The organism is Pseudobacillus wudalianchiensis (assembly GCF_001685015.1).
GTDB classification, from domain to species: domain Bacteria; phylum Bacillota; class Bacilli; order Bacillales; family Domibacillaceae; genus Pseudobacillus; species Pseudobacillus wudalianchiensis.
The window spans coordinates 42,139-65,041 of the sequence record NZ_MAYT01000027.1; the positions used below are offsets into that span (position 1 = coordinate 42,139).

Below are 22,903 nucleotides of genomic sequence, written 5' to 3' on the forward strand. Positions count from 1 at the left end.
TCCTAGAGTTGAATTTTATGGTCGGTTGCGCTACCGGCTCCCAATCATCCAAAGCGCCCAAATGCAGATGATCTTTCTTTGCCTCCATAGATCTTTAAGATGGTGTATAGATAAATAATATACCAATTTATGAAAAAAATGTAGAACTTTATTCTTATATTTTAAAGAAGTAACGCTTTAATCCTTCATGCAGTAAAATGTGAGCAAGTAAAAAATATTCTGTCTGAAAGTGTCGTTAGTAAGCAGAATAGCGGTTATCATTGTTGGCTATACTCTATAAAATAATCTTTAAGTATCAAAAAGGAGAACAAAGGCGATATGGCAGACTATTTGGAAGTTGCTTTACGAACCATTCTTGCTTTTGGAATGTTATTTGTTGCCGCAAGATTTTTAGGAAAACAAACCATTTCCAAGATGACGTATTTTGATTTTATTGCGTCCATTACCATTGGCGCTATTATTGCTAACCTTTCCTTTAATGTAGCTTTGAAAACACATCACCTGGTGATTGCGTTTACTGAATTTGTTTTAATCGCTTTTTTCATTGCGTTTCTTTCATTAAAAAATAGAAAAGCTAGAAAGTTTTTCGCAGGAGATCCGACTGTTGTTATTCAAAATGGGAAAATATTAGAGAAAAATATGGAGAAAATGCGTTATACTTTAGACTATTTAAACCAACAGTTGAGAGAGAAAGATGTTTTTAATATCGATGAGGTTCTATTCGCTATTATTGAAACAAATGGAACGCTCACTGTTTTGAAGAAACCAGAATTCCGTCATGTAATAAAGCAAGACTTAACAATAGCTGTTCAGCCAGAAAAGGCGCTTCCGATAGAGCTTGTGATGGACGGTGAAATTATACATGCTAACTTCGTGCAGAATAACTTAAAATCTAGTTGGCTGGGATCTCAATTGAAAAAACGGGGCTTACAACTAAGTGAGGTTGTATATGCTGTTCTAGCTGCTAATGGAAAGGTATATATCGATACATACAAGGATCATATTCACTCTCCTGTAGATGAAGAGCCGTCTGAATAAAAACAAAGGATAGTCACAATACATTAACAACTACGTTTTAAAGCTTTTAATTTCTTTTATTTTGTCTTTACAAATGGTTTTTCCGAGAGTATAGTAGCTATTATCAATTTAATATTTACATAAAATCGACCTTATATTGCTTAATCCTTATGGAGTGGGGGACCCATCTTTGTGCATAGCACTCGGGGTGAATCCTTCGTTAGAGGGTAGGGCTACTTTCAAAGTCCGAGTCCGACAGCTAACCCCATCAGCGTTTTGGAAGGAGGTTTGCTTTGTGTTGTTTGCAGGAACACTGAGTAAGGCCTTGGTGTTCTTTTTGTGTTTTTAAAAAGGCAGCGTTATAGCATTATTTCTTTTTAAAGAAAATTATGATGAGGAAATGAAGGGATCGTATGGTTAACAGCAAATCTGGTTATTTTATGGACCCACCAAAGATTTTAGCAGGCGGGTTTGCTCTCGTTATTTTCTTAGGTGCCTATCTTTTAACACTGCCGGCTGCTACTCAAAATGGAGAAGGATTATCTTTCTTAAACGCCCTTTTTACAGCTACTTCTGCGACTTGTGTGACGGGTTTAGTTGTAGTAGATACGGGCACAACGTTCACTACCTTTGGCCAGCTTGTGATTTTAAGCCTTATTCAAATTGGCGGATTAGGATTTATGTCGGTTGCGACACTGTTTGCTTTTCTGCTACGGAGAAAAATCTCTTTCAAGGAAAGACTGATTTTAAGAGAGGCTTTTAACTCTTTAGCGATTGAAGGAATCGTAAAGCTAGTAAGGAGGGTGTTGCTCTTTACATTAATCTGTGAGTTTATAGGCGGGACGTTGCTGGCTATTCGTTTTTCTTTCGATATGCCTGTGGGAAAGGCGGTCTATTATGGGTTCTTTCATGCGATTTCTAACTTTAACAACGCCGGATTCGACCTTATGGGAGAATATAGAAGTTTAACGGGCTACGTTGACGATCCCGTTGTAGTATTGGTCGTCTGTTCGTTAATCATTTTAGGTGGGATTGGATTTGTCGTCATGAATGAACTATATGAATATCGTAAGAGGAAGCACTTATCTTTACACACAAAGATTGTATTAGTGACGACCTTCTTGCTAGTCGCAGCAGGCGCAGCTCTTATTTTCTTTTTGGAGCTCCATAATCCTAAAACGCTCAAGCCTTTATCTTGGACAGGGAAGTTCTTAGGGGCTTTGTATCAATCAGTCACAGCCCGGACAGCGGGATCGAATACACTTAATATTGCTGACTTAACCGATACATCCTTGTTTGTCATTATCTTTTTAATGTTCATCGGGGCCTCTCCGGGGTCTACTGGAGGAGGAATTAAGACGACAACGTTTGCTACATTGGTTGGTGCTGTCTTATCTCAAATAAAAGGAAAAGAAGAAGTTGTTTTTTTTGAAAGAAGAATCGATTATAAATTAATCTATAAATCTCTTACTATCATTTTAAGCAGTTTGTCTGTTGTTGTGGTGGTCACAATGATTTTAACGATTACCGAAACGGGAAAAGGATTCCTCATGATTGTCTTCGAGGCCACTTCGGCTTTTGCCACGACAGGACTATCAATGGGGTTGACGCCGGACTTGACGCCTATAGGAAAAGTCGTGATCATCCTGGCGATGTTTACAGGAAGATTAGGTCCATTAACATTAGCAATAGCTCTCACATTAAATCGCCAGCCTGACCGTTATCGATATACAGAAGAAAAAATAATGATTGGATAAGTTTGAAGCAATTTCGCAGGAGGATTTACCAGCAGTGATTAAAAAAATAATAAGCCAATGGTTTTTACAAGTCGGTTCAGCACACATTCATCTTGTTTTGGATAAGAAAGAATTTATCCCAGGAGAAAAAGTAACGGGATATTTCTCTTTAGAAGGTGGATGGTTCGAACAGAACATTAAGAGACTGGAATGTGATCTGGTCATAGTAGACAAACAGGAACATACGGAGCAATTGATTGAAGGGGCTGTCACAAGATTAATGTCAAAGTCGATTGACTCCAATGAATCGGACCAAATTCCTTTTACTTTTTGTCTGCCAGCTAAGCTAGCTCCTTTATCAGGCAACCGCTCGTATCAATTTCATACGAGAATCGTTTTTAGCAATGGCACGGAAAGCAGTGACCATGATGAAATCAAAATTTCAAAGGCTGACTCATAGATAAATACTTGCTATCGCAAGCACCTTTCTTATAAAGAGGGGTGCTTTTTGTGTGCCAGCGGTAATTTCAACTGTAAAGAAGATCAATATCTTTTATTGGTATAAAGATAAATGTCTAAAATTTACAGAGTGAATGCTTAACGAAAGGGTGGAGGAGCGGAGAGAGTTAGATGTGATGATCGAAGATTGTCATTGAGTTACTTACATAAAAATAAATCCAATAAATTGGAATATGAAGTAAGATTTTTTTGGAGAGAGGTCAACAACAAAAAGTTCTAAGTAGAAAGAAAAATTAAGATAATGAAACTTGGGAGAAATAAATTAAATTTACACTCTAGCAAAAAACTTAGATTAACCATGGTTCGAATATGTGGACGATTAATTTTATTATTTATAATAAAGCTGCATTTTTATTTTCAACAGAATAATACAGTTTCTAGGATTAGATCTAGACAACGCTTGAAATGAGTCATAAAGGTGGTGGTTAAGAATTTATATTATTTCATTTTAAAATATCTCAATATTAAAAGTTTACTTATGAAATGAGATATTTTAATATAACTTCCTATAATTTATATTATGTTAACTAAAAATCAATCTTTATTATAAAAACCCTTTTCCCGCCTCCTCTTGAAGTTTTGGTCCGTTTTCTTCTAGTGAATGTACTTTTCTGAATGCTTATAGCTTCAATGCAGTTATTTTTTAGGTTTTACTAAAAATCTTTTTTCTTTTTATAATCGCAGCTTTGGTTAATTTCTTCTTCAAAGATATTAAATTCTCTTTTAATGTAAAGATTTTTATCTCCGTAAATGACTTTTACAAATTTCTATATATGTTATTTTAATGCCATACAAATATTTTTTATTGTTATGTTAGCCACTTCACTAATTTCAGATTGTAAAGGAACTATCTTTAATTTGTTTCTCAAGCCTTCATTTTCCGGGGTATTTTATTATTAGAGCTTTCTTAAAAACTTAGTAGCATCTATATACTAGAAAATAATAGGATCTATAACAAAAAGAGCAGGTTTGAGATAATACCATCCATAACCAGCTCTTTTTGTTGGGTTAAATTTTCAAACCGCGAGTCTCCGCCCTTTCATACTGGGAATACAGCGTAGCTAAAATTATGTAAATATAGTTTATATAGCATAAAATGAGAAAAATTACGGGTTAATACAAACAAAAAGTTTTATTAGTATATTTATTTTATCATTTCCTTGCTAAATGATTAACGATTCTTTCAGGATGATTTAGTCACTTATTATACGGTTCTTCTCAATAGTAATAAATCAATAATTATGACCCTTTAAGCCTTTTCTTAACCCATTCCTTGTATTCCAGCTCGTTATATTCATCCGTCTTTACAATAGTCCAGTGATTATTTTCAAGCTTTAGAGAGATTTCCATTAAAAGTTCTCCTCCTGCTTTATCGAAATTACTACTCAAATAGCCTATGCCACCGTTCACGAGGAGAATTGTCTCTTTGTCGTTTATTGTTTTTACTCTCATTCGATTATGGCCCTCAATACTAAAATTAGCATCGACTACTTTAAAACGTTTATTGAAGGATTCAACTTCATCCTTCTCTACATTGATTCCTTTCTTAAAGTCATAGTCATTCCTTAAGTCAGGATATTGATTCCATAGAATGTTAATATCATTGTGTATGACCGCTTGTGTTCTATAATACATATACTTCGTGACAAGGTGCTCGTATTTCACCCAATCAGACAGTTCAGGTTCAATGAAACCGTCTATGCTGTTTTCTGTATTGTGATTTTCTGGTTTAACTGTGTTTGGTTGACACCCACAGAGAGAAAATAGCATCACAACTATTAAACTTCTTAAAAGACACTTCTTCATATTCCACTCCTTGAATTTGTGATCAATCCAAATTATAACATTTTTTCAAGTTATCAGGTTATCTTTTCGTTAATGCTGCTTGGTGTTATTGTTTATATGATAAAGCTATTTTGAAAGCTCTCTTAGTTCCCTTCCTCCCCACTTCTTTAATCAAGATAAATTGACATAAAATCGCATCTGTAATAAAGTAATAAAGGTAATTAGTTTGTATAGCAACTAAATAGTGAGGGATGCACTTGAAGCTATCTTTACAAGATTATATAAGCATTAAAATTCACCAAACAGATTTAAGCCTTACAAGTCTCATTAAATCTAAATTAGAGCCATTCAATCTTGCGCCTGAACAGAATTTGATTATGATGCTCCTTTGGGAAAAAGATGGTTTGACTCAAAATCAATTGGGAGAAATCCTTAATAAAGATAAAACTAATGTTGCCAGAATGGCTTCTAATCTTGAAGGTAAAGGTTTTATTAAAAGAATCAGCAGCAAGAGTGACCGCCGCTCCCTAGAACTGCACCTTACTTCATGTGGAAAAGAACTTGGCAAACGGGTGATCCCCATTACCGAAGAATTTAATGATATGGTTTGTAAAGGCATTTCTGAGGAAGAACTTCTAACTCTTGAAAAGATTCTTTCAAAAATCAATATGAATGTCCAAGAGTCTTCTAAATAGGACATTCACCGCTAATAGTTGTTATAACAACCTATTTCTTTTCTTTGATGGTTGCTACAGCAACCATCGGAGCTATTTTATTAAGAGTGAGGGAACAAAAATGTCTAAAGTATTATTTATCAAAGCGAACGATCGTCCTGCTGATCAAGCTATCAGCTCCAAAATGTACGAAGTGTTTGTCAACACCTACAAAGAAGCAAATCCAGGGGCTGACATTACGGAGTTAGATCTTTTTAATATAGAACTGCCTAATTACGGCAACACAGCGATTATGGGCGTATATAAGCGTAATCAAGGAATGGAGTTAACTGCAGAAGAAGCAAAAGCGGCTGATTTAGTAGATCGGTATTTAAATCAATTCCTTGCGGCGGAGAAAGTTGTATTTGCTTTCCCTTTATGGAACAGCATAGTTCCAGCACCCCTAGTTAATTATATTTCTCACCTGGCTCAAGCAGGAAAAACATTTAAGTACACTCCTGAAGGTCCTGTTGGCCTTGCAGGAGACAAAAAAGTCGTTTTATTGAATGCTCGCGGCAGTGATTATTCTTTAGAGACGATGGCTGCGGCTGAAATGGCTGTTAAGTATGTTCAAGCGAACCTCGGACTATGGGGAATTACAAATCAGGAAACCATCGTGATTGAAGGACACAACCAATACCCTGACCGAGCACAAGAAATCATTGCAGATGGGCTAGAAAAAGTAGCAAAAGCCGCTGCTGCATTTTAATTAGATCATCTCATCATTAAACTGCATCTTTGTCGTTAATCGTATCAACAAAGATGCAGTTTTTTGTTATGTTTTTAATGCTGAAAAATATTCTTTTTATGCCATTTGAAATAAGGTTTATTGTATTCGTATCGAGCAATTCTCATTTTTCCGTAAATGCTGTACTGAGTATAATCTGACTCGGGTAATTGTGATGAAATATGCAGACGCCCCTGGCCATCAAAGGCAATGTAACCTTTCCCGTATAAAGCGTCGTGATTAGAACATAACAGCACGCCGTTATATGGATCTAACCGCTCTGTATCCGTACTGTCTTTCCAAGGCTTTGAATAGCTTGCTCGCAGTAACGCAGGGAGCTCAATCCCACAAAGTGCACATTTATGTCCCCATAATGGTGACATTTCTCGTTTAAACTTTTGCTGGCCTAAACGAATTTTTGCCTTCGCTTCTGCTTCCGTTTCAGCGATCACTGGCACAATGGTGTTGCGCTCTGTCTGGCGGACGATGCCTATCGCTAATTCGAGCTGCTCCAGTTCTGCTTCATAAATATTAAGGTCACTAATAAGCTCTAACAATTTAATGGCCAGTTCTTCGTTGCAAGGATATAAACAACCTTGATTGCCGTTTCCGTCTTGCTGGAATGCCGAATATTTAAGCGGCAGCAGAGGCCGAAGCTCGTCAAAATTCTCACGTATGTTCAAAGGTATTTCTAATTCATGGTAGTGTAGCTTTACTAAATAGCCTTTTTCTCCCCATGGCTCAAAATATTGCATGGCGGCGGGTTTAACTGCTTCTTCACAGCTTGAGGAGGCGATACTAATGGCGACAATGTCTCCCTTTACGTAGTGAAAAACTCTGTCCCCTTCCTTCACTTCAGCCATTCGCAGCCATGAATGCGGTGTGTTGCCTCCCTTGTCTTTTTGAGGAGACCAAATAATCCCTTGTTCTTTTTCTTCCTGATAGGTGTGGCCTTGCATGACAATAAAACTGTTCATACGACTCCTCGATTCCATAAATAGATTAAAAAATGTCTTTTACTTAATTATACATCAGATGATTTGTCGTAAGATTCATTGTTGCTTTTTTATTCCGAAGCCCAAGAATGAAAGCAAAAGCTAAAATAGAAAACTGACCCCAATTGAAGCGTCCTTATCATTTTCAAACATTGTTTTTAAGTATGCAGTACAGGGAACATGTTAAAAGAAACGTTTCATTATGAAAGGGAGGAATGTTTAATGGCTTATAATAATCAAAACAAAAAGACAGCCTCTAAAAAACAAGATGACAAAGGATATAAGGACTTTTATCAAAAAATGGGCGAAGATATGAACCAAGACAAGGAGTTTTATCAGGAAAGCGGACTGAAGAACAGCGATTCTTTTTCCGAAGAGCTCCCTGAAAAATCTTATGAAAAAGAAGATTTTTATCAGGAGATGGGCGATAACCCTAAAGACGAATATCCTAAATAAGATACTAATGAAGAAAAGCTGTAGGATCTATTGCGATCACTACAGCTTTTTTTTATTTATTTTTACTCTCTGGAAAAGTAACTTGCTTTGTTCGAACATCTACTAGCGTCGGTGAGTTTGTATTCAATGCTTCTTGGAGAACAGATTCCAGATCAGTATCTGACTGAGGACAGAAGCCTTTCCATCCGCAGGCTTCTGCTACTTTTACGAAGTCTGGGTTGGTGAGTTCTACTCCTACCTCCTCGCCTCCCTCTGCTTTGAGTTTATCTCTTTCCATTTGCAGGGCATGATTGTTCATCACAATCACGGTGATATTCAGCTCATAGCGTGAAGCGGTTAATAGGTCCGCAAGTGTCATTTGCAGTCCGCCGTCTCCAACGACCGCGACCACTTGTTTATTAGGTTTTTCAAGCTTTGCGGCCATGGCAGCCGGCAGACCGAAGCCCATTGTCCGCCAATAGCCTGAGAATAAAACAGCTTGTTGTTTTTGAGGACGGAAGTTACGATTCATCCAAATCGTTACATTGCCAGTGTCTAGTGTAAAAATAGCATCTTCCGCGGCTGTTTGATCGAGAGCACGGACAATTCGTGACGGATGGATCGGATAACCGGCCGTTTTGCCTTCCTGTTCATTTTGCCGGGTCCACTTTTCTTTTATCTCACGGCAAGAGCTGATCCAGTCTTCCGAACGTTGAAATCCTTGCAAGCTCTCTGTTAATAACGGAATCACTTCCTGTGTTTCTCCGGTTATTCCAAGTTCTGTCGGTATGCCTTTTTCAATTTTATCAAAATTCTTGTCAATTTGAATGATGCGTGCATCAGTTGGCACGTATCCCTCAGGCCACCATGTCGTACCGGCTAACAAGACAACGTCCGCTTTTTTAAATACTTCAGGCGCATAAGGGTTTCCGCCTTCACCAATTCCCTGCAATAGATTTGGTGAAGATTCATCAAATAGTCCCTTTCCGCCTAGGCTTGTCAAAATGCCGGCCCCCCATCTTTCCGCCAGTTCCTCAACGGCCTCTGGTGCAGCTGCTGAACCAGCGCCCGCCATAATCATTGGCCGCTTAGCGGTTTTCATAATCGCTGTTGCCTGTTCTAAGCTTTCCTTCGTAAACGTAGACACTCCTTCAATAACGGTTGGCAGCGGCCGTGGTTTCACTGTAACAATTTTATCGAAAAGATCTTTTGGAACAGACAAATGACTCACTACCCGTTGTCCCAATGATGTTTGGGCTGCTTTGTGAAGAAGCTCAATAATAGCATCCTGGCTCGCTAAGTTTTCCGAATAAGAAGCAAACGGCTTTAGAAGCTCTTGCTGGTTGATATATTGCTTATAGGCCATTCCGATCTTATTGCGAGGTGCTTGTCCGGTAATGACGAGGACAGGTGCTTTATCCGCATACGCATCTCCCAGCCCGTTCAACAAATTAGCAGCGCCTGGCCCCATTGTAGCGGTGCAGACAGCAAGATTGCCTGTCAATTTCGCTTCTGCTGATGCCATGAAAGCAGCCGTTGACTCATGTTTAACGGCAATAAATTTAATTTTATCCTGTTTAGCTAAGGCATCAATGAGACCAAAAATAGCATCGCCCACTACGCCGTAAATTCGCTTTACACCGAATAGAGACAACTGATCAAGTATCAATTCGGCAACCGTTCTTTCTGTTTTTTCCATAAGAATCGGAACCCCCTGTTTAAATTTTTTACTATATTGATTCTTTCACTAAAATGGAATGGCTAAACTTTCTATTTTTATCATCATCTTGTAGTTTGCTTCATTTGAAAATCTTTCTTTAAGTTTGTTATTCTTAGTACTGAACGCGGAATGGATAATTCAGATAAAAGGAGATATGCCAAATGAATTTTGTAACGTTAAATAACGGCTTAAAAATGCCTCAGCTTGGCTTCGGAGTTTGGCAGGTAGAGGATGATCAGGCAACTATTGCGGTAGCAAACGCGATCGAGGTTGGATACAGATCGATCGATACAGCGATGGTGTATCAAAACGAAAGCGGTGTTGGCAAAGCGATCCAGCAATCTTCTGTCCCTCGTGAAGATTTGTTCATTACCACCAAGGTTTGGAATAGCGATCAAGGCTATGAAAATACACTGCGGGCTTTTGACGACAGTTTAGAGAGATTAGGGCTTGATTACGTTGACCTGTATCTTATCCACTGGCCTACTCCAAAATATGATGAATATGTAGATACATACAAGGCGTTGGAAAAGCTTTATCATGATGGACGGGTAAAAGCCATCGGCGTATGCAACTTTGACATTGAACATTTAGAGCGTATTTTAAAAGAGTGCGATGTGAAGCCTGTATTGAATCAAGTAGAATGCCACCCCTATCTTGCCCAAAATGAAATGAAAGAATTCTGTGCAAAACATGATATTTACGTGGAAGCATGGAGTCCGCTTGAGCAAGGAGGAGATGTGCTGAAGGATTCTGCCATTCAACAGATTGCGGAAACACATCGTAAATCACCGGCTCAAGTTGTGCTGCGCTGGCATTTACAAAATAATACGATTGTCATTCCTAAATCCGTTACCCCATCCCGAATTGAAGAGAATTTCAATGTATTTGATTTTGAATTGTCACCAGACGAAATGAGAATAATCAACGGATTGAACCGCAACCGCCGCAAAGGCCCGGCACCAAGCGAAATGAATATCCGATAATAGAAAAAGACCGCAGCATTGGAATACGTTCAGTTCAATGCCGCGGTCTTTTATAAAAACTTATAATTCAAGGGATTCCCCAAAACCGACTATTTTTACATTTGTTTTATGATCCTTTAAACGTTCTTTAAGGTCCACATCATGGCGAACCATCATTGGGACAATTGGAAAACTTTGTTTTAGTCCGTCTAAAACCTCTCGTCTTTTCGCTTCCTCTTCTGTAGGAAAGTTGTGAACCGGAATGACAGTGTGAACATCTAAAAGATGTCTGATTGCATATTCCGCTTCCCTTGCTCCCATCGTTAAAATGTCAGAACAAGATAAGATCGCCACTTTAGGTTCATATAAGTCTTGAATGATTTTCATTTCCACTGTTAATCCTGTGTCACCAGATATATATACTGTTTCTTCTTGATCTGACTCCAAAATAAAACCACATGATACTCCGGCATATGTAGGGTTTCCGTGTATTTCTTGATAGGAACTAGTATGCATGGCCGGTACCATGGTCATTTGCACGGTCGTTTCGGCAGCTTTCATTGTACCGCTAATATTAAGTGGCATTACATTAAATCCCTCATTAAGTAAAATGAGCGCTAACTCATACTGAGCAAGAACTTGCACTTTTGGATTGACTTCTTTTATGAACGACAAACCTTCTGTGTGATCAAAATGACCATGTGTCAGCAGGGCAACATTTGCACTCTCCATATATTGTTTTAATTCCTCTTCACTACTTCCTGGGTTCATGGAATAAAAAGGATCTACCAAGATATTTAAACTTTCATATTCAATGTTTAGCATAGCATGTCCTAGTCGTGTAATTTTCATCTCATCGACGCCAGTGCGTCCGTCCCCTCCTCACCATTCGAATAAAATATTCTTATTCTGAATCAGGGGCTTGTATCCCTCATTTCTATAATTTTTTGTTAGTAGGTTTTTTACTTTTTTATGAAAATGAACTGCAAGACAAAGAGAAAAACAAAGAAGTCCACTCTTTTCTTTTAGAATGGACTTCTACGATTACTCAACAACAGCTTCTGCATTTGCTGCCTTGTTTTCTCTCTGAAGGCCAATTTGCAAAGAGGTCATCAATCCTTCATGTGTAGCTTCTTCTAAGGTCCTCGGGGCTAAGCAATCACCTATTTGATAAATTTCGGGAACCAAGTGTTTAATGCTGTTATAGAGTTCTACATTTGGGATGCGGCCAAGCGATAGAATAACAGAGTCCCAATTCTCAATGGTCTCCTTTTCATAGGAGAACAAGTTCCGGATAATCACTTGATTATTTTTTATTTCACCGAGATCATAATGCGGCACCATTTTGATCTTTAACTGATAAAGCTTTTTCAAATATTCATTTCGCAAGTACTGATGAACCTCTTCACCGATGTACAGCTTTGATGAAATCAATGTGACTTGATGACCTTTTTCTGCAAGATGAATGGCGGCTTCTATTCCAGGCCAATCTCCTCCGAAGTCAAACACTAATACATGTTTCCCGATCTCTTGACTTTGGCTGCTGAAAAGTTCTTCGACTGTCTGCACTCTTGCATCATGAATTCCAGGAATGTTAGGGATAAACGCTCTTGAACCGCTGGCACATACCACAGCATCCGGTGCCGTATTGAGAATGTCTTCTGGTCCTACGTCCCAGCCAAGCTTCATTTGCACGCTGCTGTTTAGCAGCTTTCTTCTATAATTATCAAGCATCGTTTCGGCTAATTCTTTCCTCATCGGTGCACGTTTTAATGTATGCAATAGTCCGCCGACCTCCTCAGACTTATCAGCCAATATGACTTCATGCCCCAGCTCATCTAACGTTAAAGCCGCTTTTAAACCAGCTGGACCGGCGCCTATCACCATTACTTTCTTTTTCTCTCTAGCGCTTCTTTCAAGAGTCTGAACCTCTATTTCTTTTCCGGTCGATGGGTTTTGGACACAGCCGATCGGCAGCCCTTTATGGTAATGCCCAATGCAGGCTTGAAGGCAGCCGAGACAAGCATCGATTAAATGATGATTTCCTGATTTTGCTTTATTCGGCATTTCCGGATCGACAATTAATGCTCTCGTCATCCCAACGACATCCGCTTTTCCTTTCGCCACGATTTGTTCTGCTTCAACCGGGTCCACTATACGGGAGCCGACAAATACGGGCACAGCACCAGCCATCCGTATGTTGAATGCTTGCGGAGAAACGTAAGCATGCTTCATCGGAGACGGCGGCACAATGTGTGTTGAACCTGCATATGTGCTGGAATCTCCTGCCGTTACGTTTACAAAGTCTACTCTTACTTGATCTACTAGGTATTCTACGATTTTTACCGCATCTTTAACATCTGTTCCGTCCATCGTCATTTCATCAGCGCTCATCCGAATTCCGACAGTAAAGTCCTTGCCTACTTCTTGCCATACGCGCTTCATGACTTCAACGATGAACCTCATTCTGTTCTGGAAGGTTCCCCCGTATTCGTCAGTGCGCTGATTCGTATGTTCTGACCAGAACTGTGCGGGGAGGTAGCCGTGTGAACAGCAAATCTCTACTCCATCCATTCCTCCCTCTTTTGCCAATCGTGCTGAAAGGGCAAAGCCTTCAATCACTTCTTGAATCTCTTCCACGCTCATTGGCCTTGGCATTGTCCCAAATCGTAAACTCGGCACAGCAGACGGCGCCCAAGCTGGACTGCGATAATCGCTTGAGACCACCTCTCTTCCTCCATGGAACAGCTGCTGAACAACCTTCGTTCCATATTGATGAACTTCTTTAGTCAATTCTAAGTAAGCTGGTACCACTTTTTTATCAAAACCGGCAATGGTATTGGTCGTCAGCATCCCTGATGGATGAACAGCAGCCGCTTCCAGGATTAATAGTCCTGCTCCTCCTTTTGCTCTTGCTACGTGATACGCTGTCATATCAGAGGTAGGAATACCGTTGATGACATGATTTGTCTGATGAGCTGTACTTAGTATTCTATTCGGCAGCTCCATGCAGCCAATCGTTACTGGGCTAAATAAGTGCTTGAATTGTGTCATGTTTGTTCACTCCCGAAAATTAGGATTTTCCTTCTTAATAAGCAAAAATCATACCAACTGAGATCTAGTCGCTATTGACCCAGAGATCACTTCATGTTGACGAACTATTCTTACAATTTTCCGTGTTATCCCTTATAATGAAATTTATAGTGAACCTTTTTTGCAGAAATGTTGCAAAAAAGGTTCATCCTCCTTTAAAACCTAGGTTCCTATTCAACAGATGCCTCTTGTTTTTAAAAAATCAGTCCGTTTTGATGCAAAAAAGGTTCAATTTTAATAGAAGGAAGTGAAAATAGGGTGAGTGTAAAAACTAAAAAAGCAGTTTCTGTATTCTCTCATATCCGCATAAAAGAACTGGAAAATTGGCTGCCCTTTCAGGAGGGTCCTATTCTAGTAGTAGACCGGTCCCTTCATTTGTTAGGTGTACTGGATGAGTCCTGTTTTTGGAGAAAAAGAGCAGAAGGGAAAAACGAGCCAGTTGAAAAATGTATGAGTCTCTGTTTTTTAAGGATTACTTCCTTATCTGATTTAGACGAGAACGCCCCCTGCCAATATGACTTTTTCATTATAGAGGATGGAGACCAATACATATGCTATACGGCTTCTGAAGCGAGAGAGTGGAAATATCAACAAAAAGTGAGTGGACTGTTAGGGATCAATCAGTCACTTCATGAACAGCTCGAGATCGCTTTGCAAAAGAATAAAGAATTTACTCAAATATTAAACTCTAGCTATGATGAAATTTTTGTTACCGACGCAAAGGGCAATGTATTATTTGTAAGTGAATCGTGCAAGCATTTTACAGGTCTGCCTCCAGAGGCATTCATGAATAAAAATATCCGAGAGCTGGTAGCCAAAGGCATTATTACGAATTCAGTCACCCTGAAAACAATGGCTACCCACACGATCCATTCTGTAGAACAGGAGTATCCAAGTGGCAAAACGGTTTTGGCTACGGCAAAGCCTGTTTTTGATAAGGAAGGGAAACTGTATCGAGTGGTGTGCAATTCACGGGATATTTCAGAACTCGTGGAAATGAAGAGACGTTTGACAAACAGTCAATCTGCTCAACAGGATCATAGTGAGCCAATCATACAAAAGACAATTGGCGGTCAAAAGTTTATCACTCAATCTCAAAACATGATCTCTACTCTCCAGCTTGCTGAAAGAATTTCGCCTACAGACTCCTCTATTTTCATCCACGGTGAATCTGGTGTTGGAAAGGGTGTTCTCGCTAAAATTGTTCATGAGTCCAGCCCAAGAAGAAACAAACCGTTTGTCCAAGTAAATTGTGGTGCTATCCCTGAAAACCTATTGGAATCAGAATTATTCGGGTACGAAGCGGGAGCTTTCACAGGAGCGAACAGGCGCGGAAAGTCCGGTCTTGTTGAGATGGCCAATGAAGGAACTTTGTTCTTAGATGAAATTGGCGAAATGCCATTAGGGCTGCAGGTGAAAATTCTGCACTTAGTACAGGATAAAGCCTTCAAAAAAGTGGGCGGCACTGTTGAGAAGCAAGTTGATATCCGTATCATTTCGGCCACAAACAAAAACTTGATGCAAATGATTGAAGAAAAGACATTTCGGCAGGATCTGTACTACCGTTTGCACGTGGTGCCGCTCTACATTCCTCCTTTAAGAGAACGCAAACAGGACATTTCATTGTTAACAGATTACTTTCTCGAAAAATTCTGCAGTAAATACTCTCGTTCCGTCGAGCTGAATGAGGATACAAAGCTGCTAATTCAACTGCAGGAGTGGAAAGGAAATGTCAGAGAGTTAGAGAATTTCATTGAACAAATAGTCGTCACGACACAGAAACCGATGATCTCTATGGAAGACCTCCCTTTGGCTATGAAACAAATGATTCATAACGAAAATCATTTGACCCTGCAGCAGATGACATTAAAAAAAGCCGTAGAGGAAACGGAAAAACAAGTTCTTTCTCACGCCTTAAAGCAGCATAAAACGACGAGAAAGATAGCGAAGGCGCTTGGAGTGAACCAAACGACCATCATGAGAAAGCTCCGTAAATATAAATTAACTTAATTCTTAAATAAATTGACTGAATGTTTAGAATTCGGCACAAGATTTGCATTATAAAAGTGAATTCATTTTATTACGAAGGGGGCGCTTAAGATGGGAGAACTGATTTTCTGTTTTGGATATGGAGGGTCTTTAATCGTTCTAGGCCTTATCACAAGAGTATTTATCCTCAGGATGGAGAAGGACGTAGCTCCACAACAGGATCAAACAGACACGATAGATGAAAAGGTGGGGATCTAATTGGTTTATACAATCGGCATTATTTGTTCCTTTCTTATCTACGTTTTGATTGGCATTGTTCTTTCCAGAAAAGTAAAAAATTCAGAGGAGTATTATGTATCTGGGCGAAGCGGCTCAACTTTAATGATCACTGGTATGCTTGTCGCCTCCTTTTTAAGCACCGTATCTTTCATGGGCGAAGCAGGATTTTCTTACGAAGGCTATCCGATTTTACTATTAATCCTTGTCATTTTTAATGCGACTGGTTATGTGATAGGGGTATTCTTCTTCGGACGTTACCTTAGAAGAAGCCAATCATTAACTGTTCCTGAGTACTTTGGTAATCGCTTTCAATCAAATAAAGTAAGAATGGCGGCGGCCATCACGACGATATTGGGAATCTCCGCTTATCTGGTAGCTGTTACGCAAGGTGCTGCTGTATTGCTTGCCGAGATTTCGGGCGTCTCTTATACTTTCGCTCTCTTGATTATGTGGATTGTCTATACTTCCTTTACCACCCTTTCTGGTGCAAAAGGAGTCATGGTTAATGATACGATTATGTTTTTTATCTTTTCCTTAGCTACCTACTTAGCTCTGCCTTTTATTATCAAATCAGCGGGCGGCTTCCCTGAGGCCATCGTGAAAGCGGCCACCAACCCGGAGCGCCCTGACTTATTAAGCTGGCATGGGATTACCGGGCCAAATGCTTATATGGGAGAACCTTGGGAAGCATTAACATGGGCGATCATACTAGGATTAGTCTGGTCCGCTGTTATCTCCATCAGCCCTTGGCAAAGCAGCCGGTATTTAATGGCTAAAAATGAGCATGTGGCGATCCGTTCCGGTATCTGGGCAACTATTTCTATCATTACGATTTATCTGTTTCTTCATATTAGTATCGCCGCTGTTACCACGCTCAAAAGCGACATTGCCCCTACAGAAAAAGTATTTATCTGGGCCGCCATGAATGCCACACCGTTGTGGTTAGGCATTATTATCGTCAGCGGTATAATGGCGGCTGCGTTATCATCTTGTGCAAGCTTCCTGCAATTGATCGGCAGCAGTATTACTAGAGATATCATGGAGCAATCGAGGAACAAGAAGTACACGGACAAACAGCTGCTGCGAGCCAGCCGCGTCTCTATGATTACCGTCAGTATTATTATTTTGCTTATTGGCATTTGGCAGCCGCCTTCTGTGATGTGGATTGGCTATTTTGCAGCTACACTCTTTGCAGCTTCTTGGGGACCAGTTGCGTTCGCAAGCGTGTTCTCCAAAACAGTCACTAAAACCGGGGCGCTCTCCAGTATCATTACCGGCTTTGCAGGAGTCATATTTGGGGAACTTCTAAATAAGTATGGTGTTGCGCTTCCTGTCTATTTGAACCCTGTTATCATCGGTGTTGTGTTAAGTCTGATTGCCTTGTATATTGGCTCTAAATATGGAGAAATTTCAATAGAAGAGCGTAATTTTCAGGCAAACATTTTGAAAAGGCCGATCGAACCAAATGAAAGAGAAGAAATGGCCATTACAAAACGGTATCCAATGTATTTAATGATAAGCGGCGTCATCATTATTATGATTACTTTCCTATTCTACTACTGGCCGCTGACACTTGCGATGTAAATAACAAGTAAAAGATTGCCCTAGGGTTACCTAGGGCAATCTTTTACTTCAGGATATTGGCAAACGTGTTCAATCAGCCTGATCTTACGTAAAGTGACCTTTGTCTAGAATCCCTTACTTGACTGACTTTATCTAAATACTCTTTCTTGGCAGCAGCTCTCCACCCGCTTTTCTAACTTCGTAACGTCCCTGCGCATAATCGGGCTCCTGGTGGTTCATTCTATACTATGATACCCAACAAGATGAAAGGAGCTTTTCTGATGCAGAATACACAAGCACCGATTCCACAGCCCCCTAGAGTCCTCACGACAAAAGACTTGCTCTATTTAAAGGACGCATTATCATGGGAACTTTTAGCATTTAAAAAATTTCATTTCTTTTCCCAACAGGTAAGTAATCCAGAAATCAAGCAAGCTCTCGAAAAAGCAGGAAGAATGCATCAGCAGCATTTTCAAAAATTGCTCACTCACCTGCAAGTGGATAACAATGCTGCCTTAGCCAGCCTGCCTAACCAGCAGCAAGGAACAAATTCATAAATCATAGAGTGGAGGTGGAATAAATGTCAAACCAGCAACAGCAAAACCCGAATCAAATTGCCAACTCTCAAACAGGACAATTGCCAAAAGTAAAAGGCCCGGACATGAACGACCGAGACTTTCTTAATGACGGACTCAGTACATGCAAATATTTGACGGATAGCTTAAATATCGCTGTACGTGAAGCAAGCCATGAACAGCTGCATTCAGACATGCTTCAAATTCTTACGGAAACGCACCAAAGCTGCCGTGAGCTTTATAACTTGATGTTTCAAAACGGATGGTACAAGCTTGAAGCCGAGGAACAACAAAAAATTGACCAAGCTTATAAGCAATTTAGCAATTACTCCTCGCAATTTCCTTATTAAGATAAATGGCTTGTCTCGTGTTTGAAATTTACGTTTTAAATTTATTCCCCTATATTCATTAGCTAGAGGAGATGTAAGTAACATTCGGATGTATTACCGGTTATTCAGCATAAGACACAATGAAAAACGCCTGCCTAGACAACGGCAGGCGTTTTCTTATCTTTTTACATTAAGAACACATAGCGTTGTCAAGGTGTCCCCTATACGCTGCATCCACAGCTCTCCATCTCACCGGACCTCAAAACCTTGACATTCAAAATTTTACTCGTCCCGCATTCACAAGCCACTCTCAAATGTGGAAGAACCTCTCCTTCCTCTGTAGCTGCCGAATAAGAAAATTCTATAACTGTCCATTTTCCAAATTTTTTTCCTGGGAACACTCCTGTTTTTTCTGCCAACATTTCCACCGCCTTTTTAACGTTTGTTCTGTCTATCATAACAAACTAAGACAGGGCTCGTCACTATTTTTAACAGAAAAGTTAGAAAATTTAAATATTTCACTCGTGTTAATAGGAGGAAACGGTCGTTCTTCACCTGTCGGAACAGAATTTTACTCAGTCCTACCAACAGTGGATGTACTTAACCGGCTCCAGAAGGCAAAAAAGCGGTTTTCTCCTTTGCCCTGGTACGGTTTTCCATAGAAAAAGAAGCATGTTCCAAGAAGAACTTCTAATAATCTTTCACCCAGAAAACTTAAGATTATTTATGCTCTGCTACCGAATAAGAAACTAATACTTGGACAATTAGATAAAATGAATGGGTAAATCAGCAAATAAAGGGTTAATTTATATAACGACCTATATCGTCATTAGAATAAGTGAGACCTTGAAATGAAATTGAAGCAAACTGCATATAGGTTGTTTCGCCTAAAAAGAGACCAAACGGCTCTAGAACAAGGCTCCTTTCACCGTTTATCAATAATTGTTAGAAGTTCGCGGATATCCGTGCGTGGCCGAGCAGCAGGTACATGATCAGGATAGCCAATCATCAACGTTGCCACTACTTTCTCACCAGGTGTTACACCAATTGCATTCCTGAACGTTGGGTCGTAAACCCAGTCATTTGTACGCCAAATCATACCGATTCCTCTTTCCCATGCCGCAAGTTGAAAGTTTTGAATAAAAGAGCAAACGGCTCCATAGTCTTCATCCCACCTTCTTTGACGGGGATCTTCAGGCATGATGACGACAAGATGCACGGGAATATCGCGAAAGTACTGTGCTTTTCTCTTTACTTTTTCAGAAACCTCGCCATCGACTTTTGGTTGTGATTGAATGTACGCTTCTATAAATTTTTCCTTTCCAGCCTCCACGTATAATTGAAAACGCCACGGCTCCGTCAACTTGTGATTGGGCGCCCACTTGGCCACATTCAGCAACTCAATAATTACTTCGGGACTAATTGGCTCCTTTTTAAAGGATTTAATAGTTCTGCGATTTATAATATTTTTTTCAATAGCATTGATTCCTTCTTGATGGTTCATTTTGAAAAACCTCCTTACATCGACTCTGTAAAATTGTATGTAATCCATAGCTTGATATGAAAACTATTATCAATTATATCATCTTTAAGTATAACATGTTTGTAATCAATGTCTTAGTGATGGAGTTTAAGAAATTTTTATTTTTGAATTTTGCACATTATGTAATTCTCTCTTTTTAAATTAAAGACGCTCTCTTCTTGCTAAATGGTTCTTGTTTTTTATTATCTTGGAGGGAATGGCTGTTTTCTCCATCGCCTTGTAATCGCTTAGTCACGACAACAAAGAAAGATTGTATCTAGTCGTTGCAGATCAAGCCGCTGCTGGAGAGGATATGAGGTAGCGTGAGTCATAATGTTGTGAAGAAAGGAAATTGCCCGGCTCCTGCGATTGAGTCAATGTAGTATCGACAAACTAAAGAGCCCCATTCTGTACGGCATCCTCCATGATTAGTGGTATCTAATAATCGGAGGTGCAGTACAACGAGAGGGCTCTTTTTATTTACATAACAGCATTTTTCATTGTACTTTATAAATTAAACAGAGTTTATCTTATTATCCTATCGTTTCAACGATGTTCTCCTCTGAATCTTTTACATCTGTTTTTACAATTTCAAAGACAATTGATTTTAAGGAAGGAATGGAAAACTTTTTTACACAAGGTTGAAGCTGCTCCGCTAATTCTTCGACAGCCTTTTTATTTAAAACCATTTCCATTGAATCCTCTTTTTCTATCACCTGCGGTTGATCTCCAAATAAAAAAATAACTGTCGCTTCATTACTTACTAACCTAAGCGGTTCTTTTTTTACTTTTCGGACCAGACCAACATTGTTTGTTGCTGTTGGTTTTAAATAAAGTTTGATTGAAAATATCTAATTAATCTGCATTTTACGGCAAACTATAAGAATCCATTTTAAAAAAAGAGTGATTAAAATGGATTCTTATCTAGCATATTTAAGTTTCGGTTTTATAAAAAAGTTTAATAATTTCCTACCTGTGTTGTTTCACAAACGCGCCCTTTTCTTGAATAATCAACATGAACTTCTATTAGCTGAAATTGCGGAGTAACAAGAGTACATTTTTTGTCTGCCTATTTTACATAATTCTCGATATCGGTACAGAAAAGGATCTCTGCTGGAAGATCCTTTTCGCTGCTTGTTCAATTAAAGCGCCCGATTTTGGAAGTATCTTTTTTAAGATAAGTCCTCATAGTTAGTTATTAATCTTTGCAAGGTGATTTTTATTTTCCTGTTTCGTTAAATTGCTTAATCCGTTCACCAATTTCGTCACGCACACGCTGAAATTCAGACCACTCTTTTCCCGCTGGATCATCAAATCCCCAATGCTCACGTTTAACATGTGGCGGTGTGATTGGGCATTTATCAGCTGCATCTCCACATAATGTGACCACTAAATCAGCATTATTTAAGATTTCAGGATCAATAATATCTGAAGTTTGATTAGAAATATCAACACCAGCTTCCTGCATGGCTTTTACAGCATTCTGATTTAATCCATGTGCTTCTATTCCAGCACTGTATACATTCCACTCATTATCTAAATATTTCTTTGCCCACCCCTCTGCCATTTGGCTTCTGCAAGAGTTTCCTGTACATAAGAAGTAGATTAATTTTTTAGACACGACGTATTTCTCCTTTTAGTAAAGTAATAAGGCAACGTATAAACCTAGTAATGTGACAAAAAGAATGGGAATCGTTAAGATAATCCCTGTTTTAAAATAGGTTCCCCATGAGATTTTAACACCTTTTTGAGACAAAACATGGAGCCACACTAAGGTTGCTAATGAGCCGATTGGGGTAATTTTCGGGCCTAAATCCGAACCTATGATATTGGCATAAATAAGAGCTTCCCGGGTTGTACCGGTAGTATGGGTTTCAGCAATAGCTAATGCATCGATCATGACCGTGGGCATATTATTCATCAAGGATGATAAGAAAGCTGCAATATACCCCATGCCAATCGTTGCCACAAATAATCCTTGCTCGGCGGTTGCCTGAATAAAGTGTGCTAACGAATGGGTTAGCCATGCATTTCCCAAACCGTAGACCACTACATACATTCCAATCGAGAAAAAAACGATATTCCATGGAGCCCCTTTTATAACAGATTTCGTATTTACCGCATGACTCCTTCTCGCCATGAATAAAAAGAAAATCGCTATTATTCCAGCAACAATCGAAACTGGAATATGAATAAACTCACTAACAAAGTAACCAATCAAGAGTACCCCAAGAACATACCAGGAAAGGTGAAACATTTTTGGATCCCTAATGGCCTCGATTGGCTTCTTTAATTTAGACAAATCGTATATTTTCGGGATGCTTTTCCTAAAATAAATCAACAATACCGTGATAGTTGCAATCAATGAAAATAGATTTGGAACAATCATTCTTGAAGCATATTCCACGAAACCAATATCAAAGAAGTCAGCAGATACAATGTTCACTAAGTTACTGACAACGAAAGGCAGTGAAGTAGTATCTGCAATAAATCCACTCGCCATGATGAACGGAAAAATCATGGCTTCTTTAAAATTCAAATTGCGAACCATCGCAAGAACAATCGGTGTCAAAATAAGGGCAGCTCCATCATTGGCAAATAACGCAGCCACAATGGCTCCCAAAATACTTACATAGATGAACATTTTGATTCCGTTTCCTTTAGCTGCCCTTGCCATATGTAAGGCAGCCCATTCAAATAACCCAATTTCATCTAATATTAAGGAAATAAGGATAATAGCAACAAAGGATAAGGTTGCATTCCATGTAATGTCAATTACCTCTATGACATCACTAAACCCGACAACCCCCACTAAAAGGGAAAGGAGTGCTCCACCACAGGCGGACCACCCGATGTTCAAACCTTTCGGCTGCCAAATAACTAAGATAAGAGTTGCTAAAAAAATAACTGATGCCAATATTGCGGTTGTCATTGTCTATCC

At 39.3% G+C, this 22,903-nt stretch carries 21 protein-coding genes and 2 riboswitches; of the genes, 12 read left to right on the forward strand and 9 right to left on the reverse strand.

Features of this window, described 5'->3' with window-relative positions:
• Nucleotides 1-10: 10 nt before the first annotated feature.
• Nucleotides 11-95: riboswitch (cyclic di-GMP riboswitch) on the reverse strand.
• 223 nt (nucleotides 96-318) lie between these two features.
• The 3 genes from A8F95_RS13360 to A8F95_RS13370 all read left to right on the forward strand — a co-directional run bounded on the left by A8F95_RS13360 (nucleotide 319) and on the right by A8F95_RS13370 (nucleotide 3,213).
• On the forward strand, nucleotides 319-1,038 hold the full coding sequence (locus A8F95_RS13360; protein ID WP_065410959.1) for a DUF421 domain-containing protein: 720 nt from the start codon (nucleotides 319-321) through the stop codon (nucleotides 1,036-1,038).
• 127 nt (nucleotides 1,039-1,165) lie between these two features.
• A riboswitch (cyclic di-AMP (ydaO/yuaA leader) is annotated at nucleotides 1,166-1,306 on the forward strand.
• A 151-nt stretch (nucleotides 1,307-1,457) separates the two neighbouring features.
• Nucleotides 1,458-2,774 carry a TrkH family potassium uptake protein gene (locus A8F95_RS13365; RefSeq protein ID WP_245671326.1) on the forward strand — a complete coding sequence of 439 codons (1,317 nt, stop codon included), beginning with the start codon at nucleotides 1,458-1,460 and terminating at the stop codon, nucleotides 2,772-2,774.
• Between the two features lie 34 nt (nucleotides 2,775-2,808).
• A complete protein-coding gene (locus A8F95_RS13370; RefSeq protein WP_065411336.1) occupies nucleotides 2,809-3,213 on the forward strand; it encodes a sporulation protein in 405 nt (134 codons plus the stop codon).
• 1,298 nt (nucleotides 3,214-4,511) lie between these two features.
• On the opposite strand, the gene A8F95_RS13375 is transcribed toward A8F95_RS13370, so the two are convergent.
• On the reverse strand, nucleotides 4,512-5,078 hold the full coding sequence (locus tag A8F95_RS13375) for a hypothetical protein (protein WP_065410961.1): 567 nt from the start codon (nucleotides 5,076-5,078) through the stop codon (nucleotides 4,512-4,514).
• Nucleotides 5,079-5,308: 230 nt separating this feature from the next.
• Here A8F95_RS13375 and A8F95_RS13380 point away from each other — a divergent pair, with 230 nt between their 5' ends.
• Both A8F95_RS13380 and A8F95_RS13385 read left to right on the forward strand, forming a co-directional pair.
• On the forward strand, nucleotides 5,309-5,752 hold the full coding sequence (locus A8F95_RS13380; RefSeq protein WP_065410962.1) for a MarR family winged helix-turn-helix transcriptional regulator: 444 nt from the start codon (nucleotides 5,309-5,311) through the stop codon (nucleotides 5,750-5,752).
• 100 nt (nucleotides 5,753-5,852) lie between these two features.
• Nucleotides 5,853-6,479 (forward strand): FMN-dependent NADH-azoreductase, encoded by a 627-nt coding sequence (locus A8F95_RS13385; protein ID WP_077247367.1) that lies wholly within the window; start codon nucleotides 5,853-5,855, stop codon nucleotides 6,477-6,479.
• Between the two features lie 74 nt (nucleotides 6,480-6,553).
• Here the strand turns inward: A8F95_RS13385 and A8F95_RS13390 are convergent, their stop codons facing one another.
• Nucleotides 6,554-7,474, reverse strand: coding sequence for an HNH endonuclease (locus tag A8F95_RS13390; RefSeq protein ID WP_065410963.1), 921 nt, complete (start codon nucleotides 7,472-7,474; stop codon nucleotides 6,554-6,556).
• Between the two features lie 240 nt (nucleotides 7,475-7,714).
• On the opposite strand from A8F95_RS13390, the gene A8F95_RS13395 reads away from it, so the two are divergent.
• A complete protein-coding gene (locus A8F95_RS13395; RefSeq protein WP_065410964.1) occupies nucleotides 7,715-7,948 on the forward strand; it encodes a hypothetical protein in 234 nt (77 codons plus the stop codon).
• A gap of 52 nt (nucleotides 7,949-8,000) precedes the next feature.
• Here the strand turns inward: A8F95_RS13395 and A8F95_RS13400 are convergent, their stop codons facing one another.
• Nucleotides 8,001-9,626 carry a thiamine pyrophosphate-binding protein gene (locus A8F95_RS13400; RefSeq protein WP_065410965.1) on the reverse strand — a complete coding sequence of 542 codons (1,626 nt, stop codon included), beginning with the start codon at nucleotides 9,624-9,626 and terminating at the stop codon, nucleotides 8,001-8,003.
• 182 nt (nucleotides 9,627-9,808) lie between these two features.
• On the opposite strand from A8F95_RS13400, the gene A8F95_RS13405 reads away from it, so the two are divergent.
• On the forward strand, nucleotides 9,809-10,633 hold the full coding sequence (locus tag A8F95_RS13405) for an aldo/keto reductase (RefSeq protein WP_065410966.1): 825 nt from the start codon (nucleotides 9,809-9,811) through the stop codon (nucleotides 10,631-10,633).
• Nucleotides 10,634-10,693: 60 nt separating this feature from the next.
• On the opposite strand, the gene A8F95_RS13410 is transcribed toward A8F95_RS13405, so the two are convergent.
• On the reverse strand, nucleotides 10,694-11,464 hold the full coding sequence (locus tag A8F95_RS13410) for a metal-dependent hydrolase (RefSeq protein ID WP_065410967.1): 771 nt from the start codon (nucleotides 11,462-11,464) through the stop codon (nucleotides 10,694-10,696).
• Between the two features lie 192 nt (nucleotides 11,465-11,656).
• A complete protein-coding gene (locus A8F95_RS13415) occupies nucleotides 11,657-13,666 on the reverse strand; it encodes an oxidoreductase (RefSeq protein ID WP_065410968.1) in 2,010 nt (669 codons plus the stop codon).
• 297 nt (nucleotides 13,667-13,963) lie between these two features.
• On the opposite strand from A8F95_RS13415, the gene A8F95_RS13420 reads away from it, so the two are divergent.
• The 5 genes from A8F95_RS13420 (at nucleotide 13,964) to A8F95_RS13435 (ending at nucleotide 18,461) form a co-directional block, all read left to right on the forward strand.
• Nucleotides 13,964-15,715, forward strand: a complete 1,752-nt coding sequence (locus tag A8F95_RS13420; RefSeq protein WP_077247368.1) for a sigma-54 interaction domain-containing protein — start codon at nucleotides 13,964-13,966, stop codon at nucleotides 15,713-15,715.
• A gap of 90 nt (nucleotides 15,716-15,805) precedes the next feature.
• Nucleotides 15,806-15,952 carry a hypothetical protein gene (locus A8F95_RS22520; RefSeq protein WP_176713693.1) on the forward strand — a complete coding sequence of 49 codons (147 nt, stop codon included), beginning with the start codon at nucleotides 15,806-15,808 and terminating at the stop codon, nucleotides 15,950-15,952.
• Complete coding sequence (locus A8F95_RS13425) at nucleotides 15,953-17,557, forward strand: sodium:solute symporter family protein (RefSeq protein WP_065410969.1); 1,605 nt, start codon at nucleotides 15,953-15,955, stop codon at nucleotides 17,555-17,557.
• A 260-nt stretch (nucleotides 17,558-17,817) separates the two neighbouring features.
• Nucleotides 17,818-18,093 carry a ferritin-like domain-containing protein gene (locus A8F95_RS13430; RefSeq protein ID WP_176713694.1) on the forward strand — a complete coding sequence of 92 codons (276 nt, stop codon included), beginning with the start codon at nucleotides 17,818-17,820 and terminating at the stop codon, nucleotides 18,091-18,093.
• A gap of 23 nt (nucleotides 18,094-18,116) precedes the next feature.
• Entirely contained in the window at nucleotides 18,117-18,461 is a 345-nt protein-coding gene (locus tag A8F95_RS13435) for a spore coat protein (RefSeq protein ID WP_065410971.1), read from the forward strand.
• Between the two features lie 904 nt (nucleotides 18,462-19,365).
• On the opposite strand, the gene A8F95_RS13445 is transcribed toward A8F95_RS13435, so the two are convergent.
• From A8F95_RS13445 to A8F95_RS13455, 4 genes are all read right to left on the reverse strand, one after another.
• Nucleotides 19,366-19,944, reverse strand: coding sequence for a nitroreductase family protein (locus A8F95_RS13445; protein ID WP_065410973.1), 579 nt, complete (start codon nucleotides 19,942-19,944; stop codon nucleotides 19,366-19,368).
• A gap of 551 nt (nucleotides 19,945-20,495) precedes the next feature.
• On the reverse strand, nucleotides 20,496-20,678 hold the full coding sequence (locus A8F95_RS22130) for a hypothetical protein (RefSeq protein WP_141676272.1): 183 nt from the start codon (nucleotides 20,676-20,678) through the stop codon (nucleotides 20,496-20,498).
• Nucleotides 20,679-21,181: 503 nt separating this feature from the next.
• Nucleotides 21,182-21,583 (reverse strand): arsenate reductase (thioredoxin), encoded by a 402-nt coding sequence (gene arsC, locus A8F95_RS13450; RefSeq protein ID WP_065410974.1) that lies wholly within the window; start codon nucleotides 21,581-21,583, stop codon nucleotides 21,182-21,184.
• 15 nt (nucleotides 21,584-21,598) lie between these two features.
• Nucleotides 21,599-22,894, reverse strand: coding sequence for an arsenic transporter (locus A8F95_RS13455; RefSeq protein WP_065410975.1), 1,296 nt, complete (start codon nucleotides 22,892-22,894; stop codon nucleotides 21,599-21,601).
• Nucleotides 22,895-22,903: the final 9 nt, after the last annotated feature.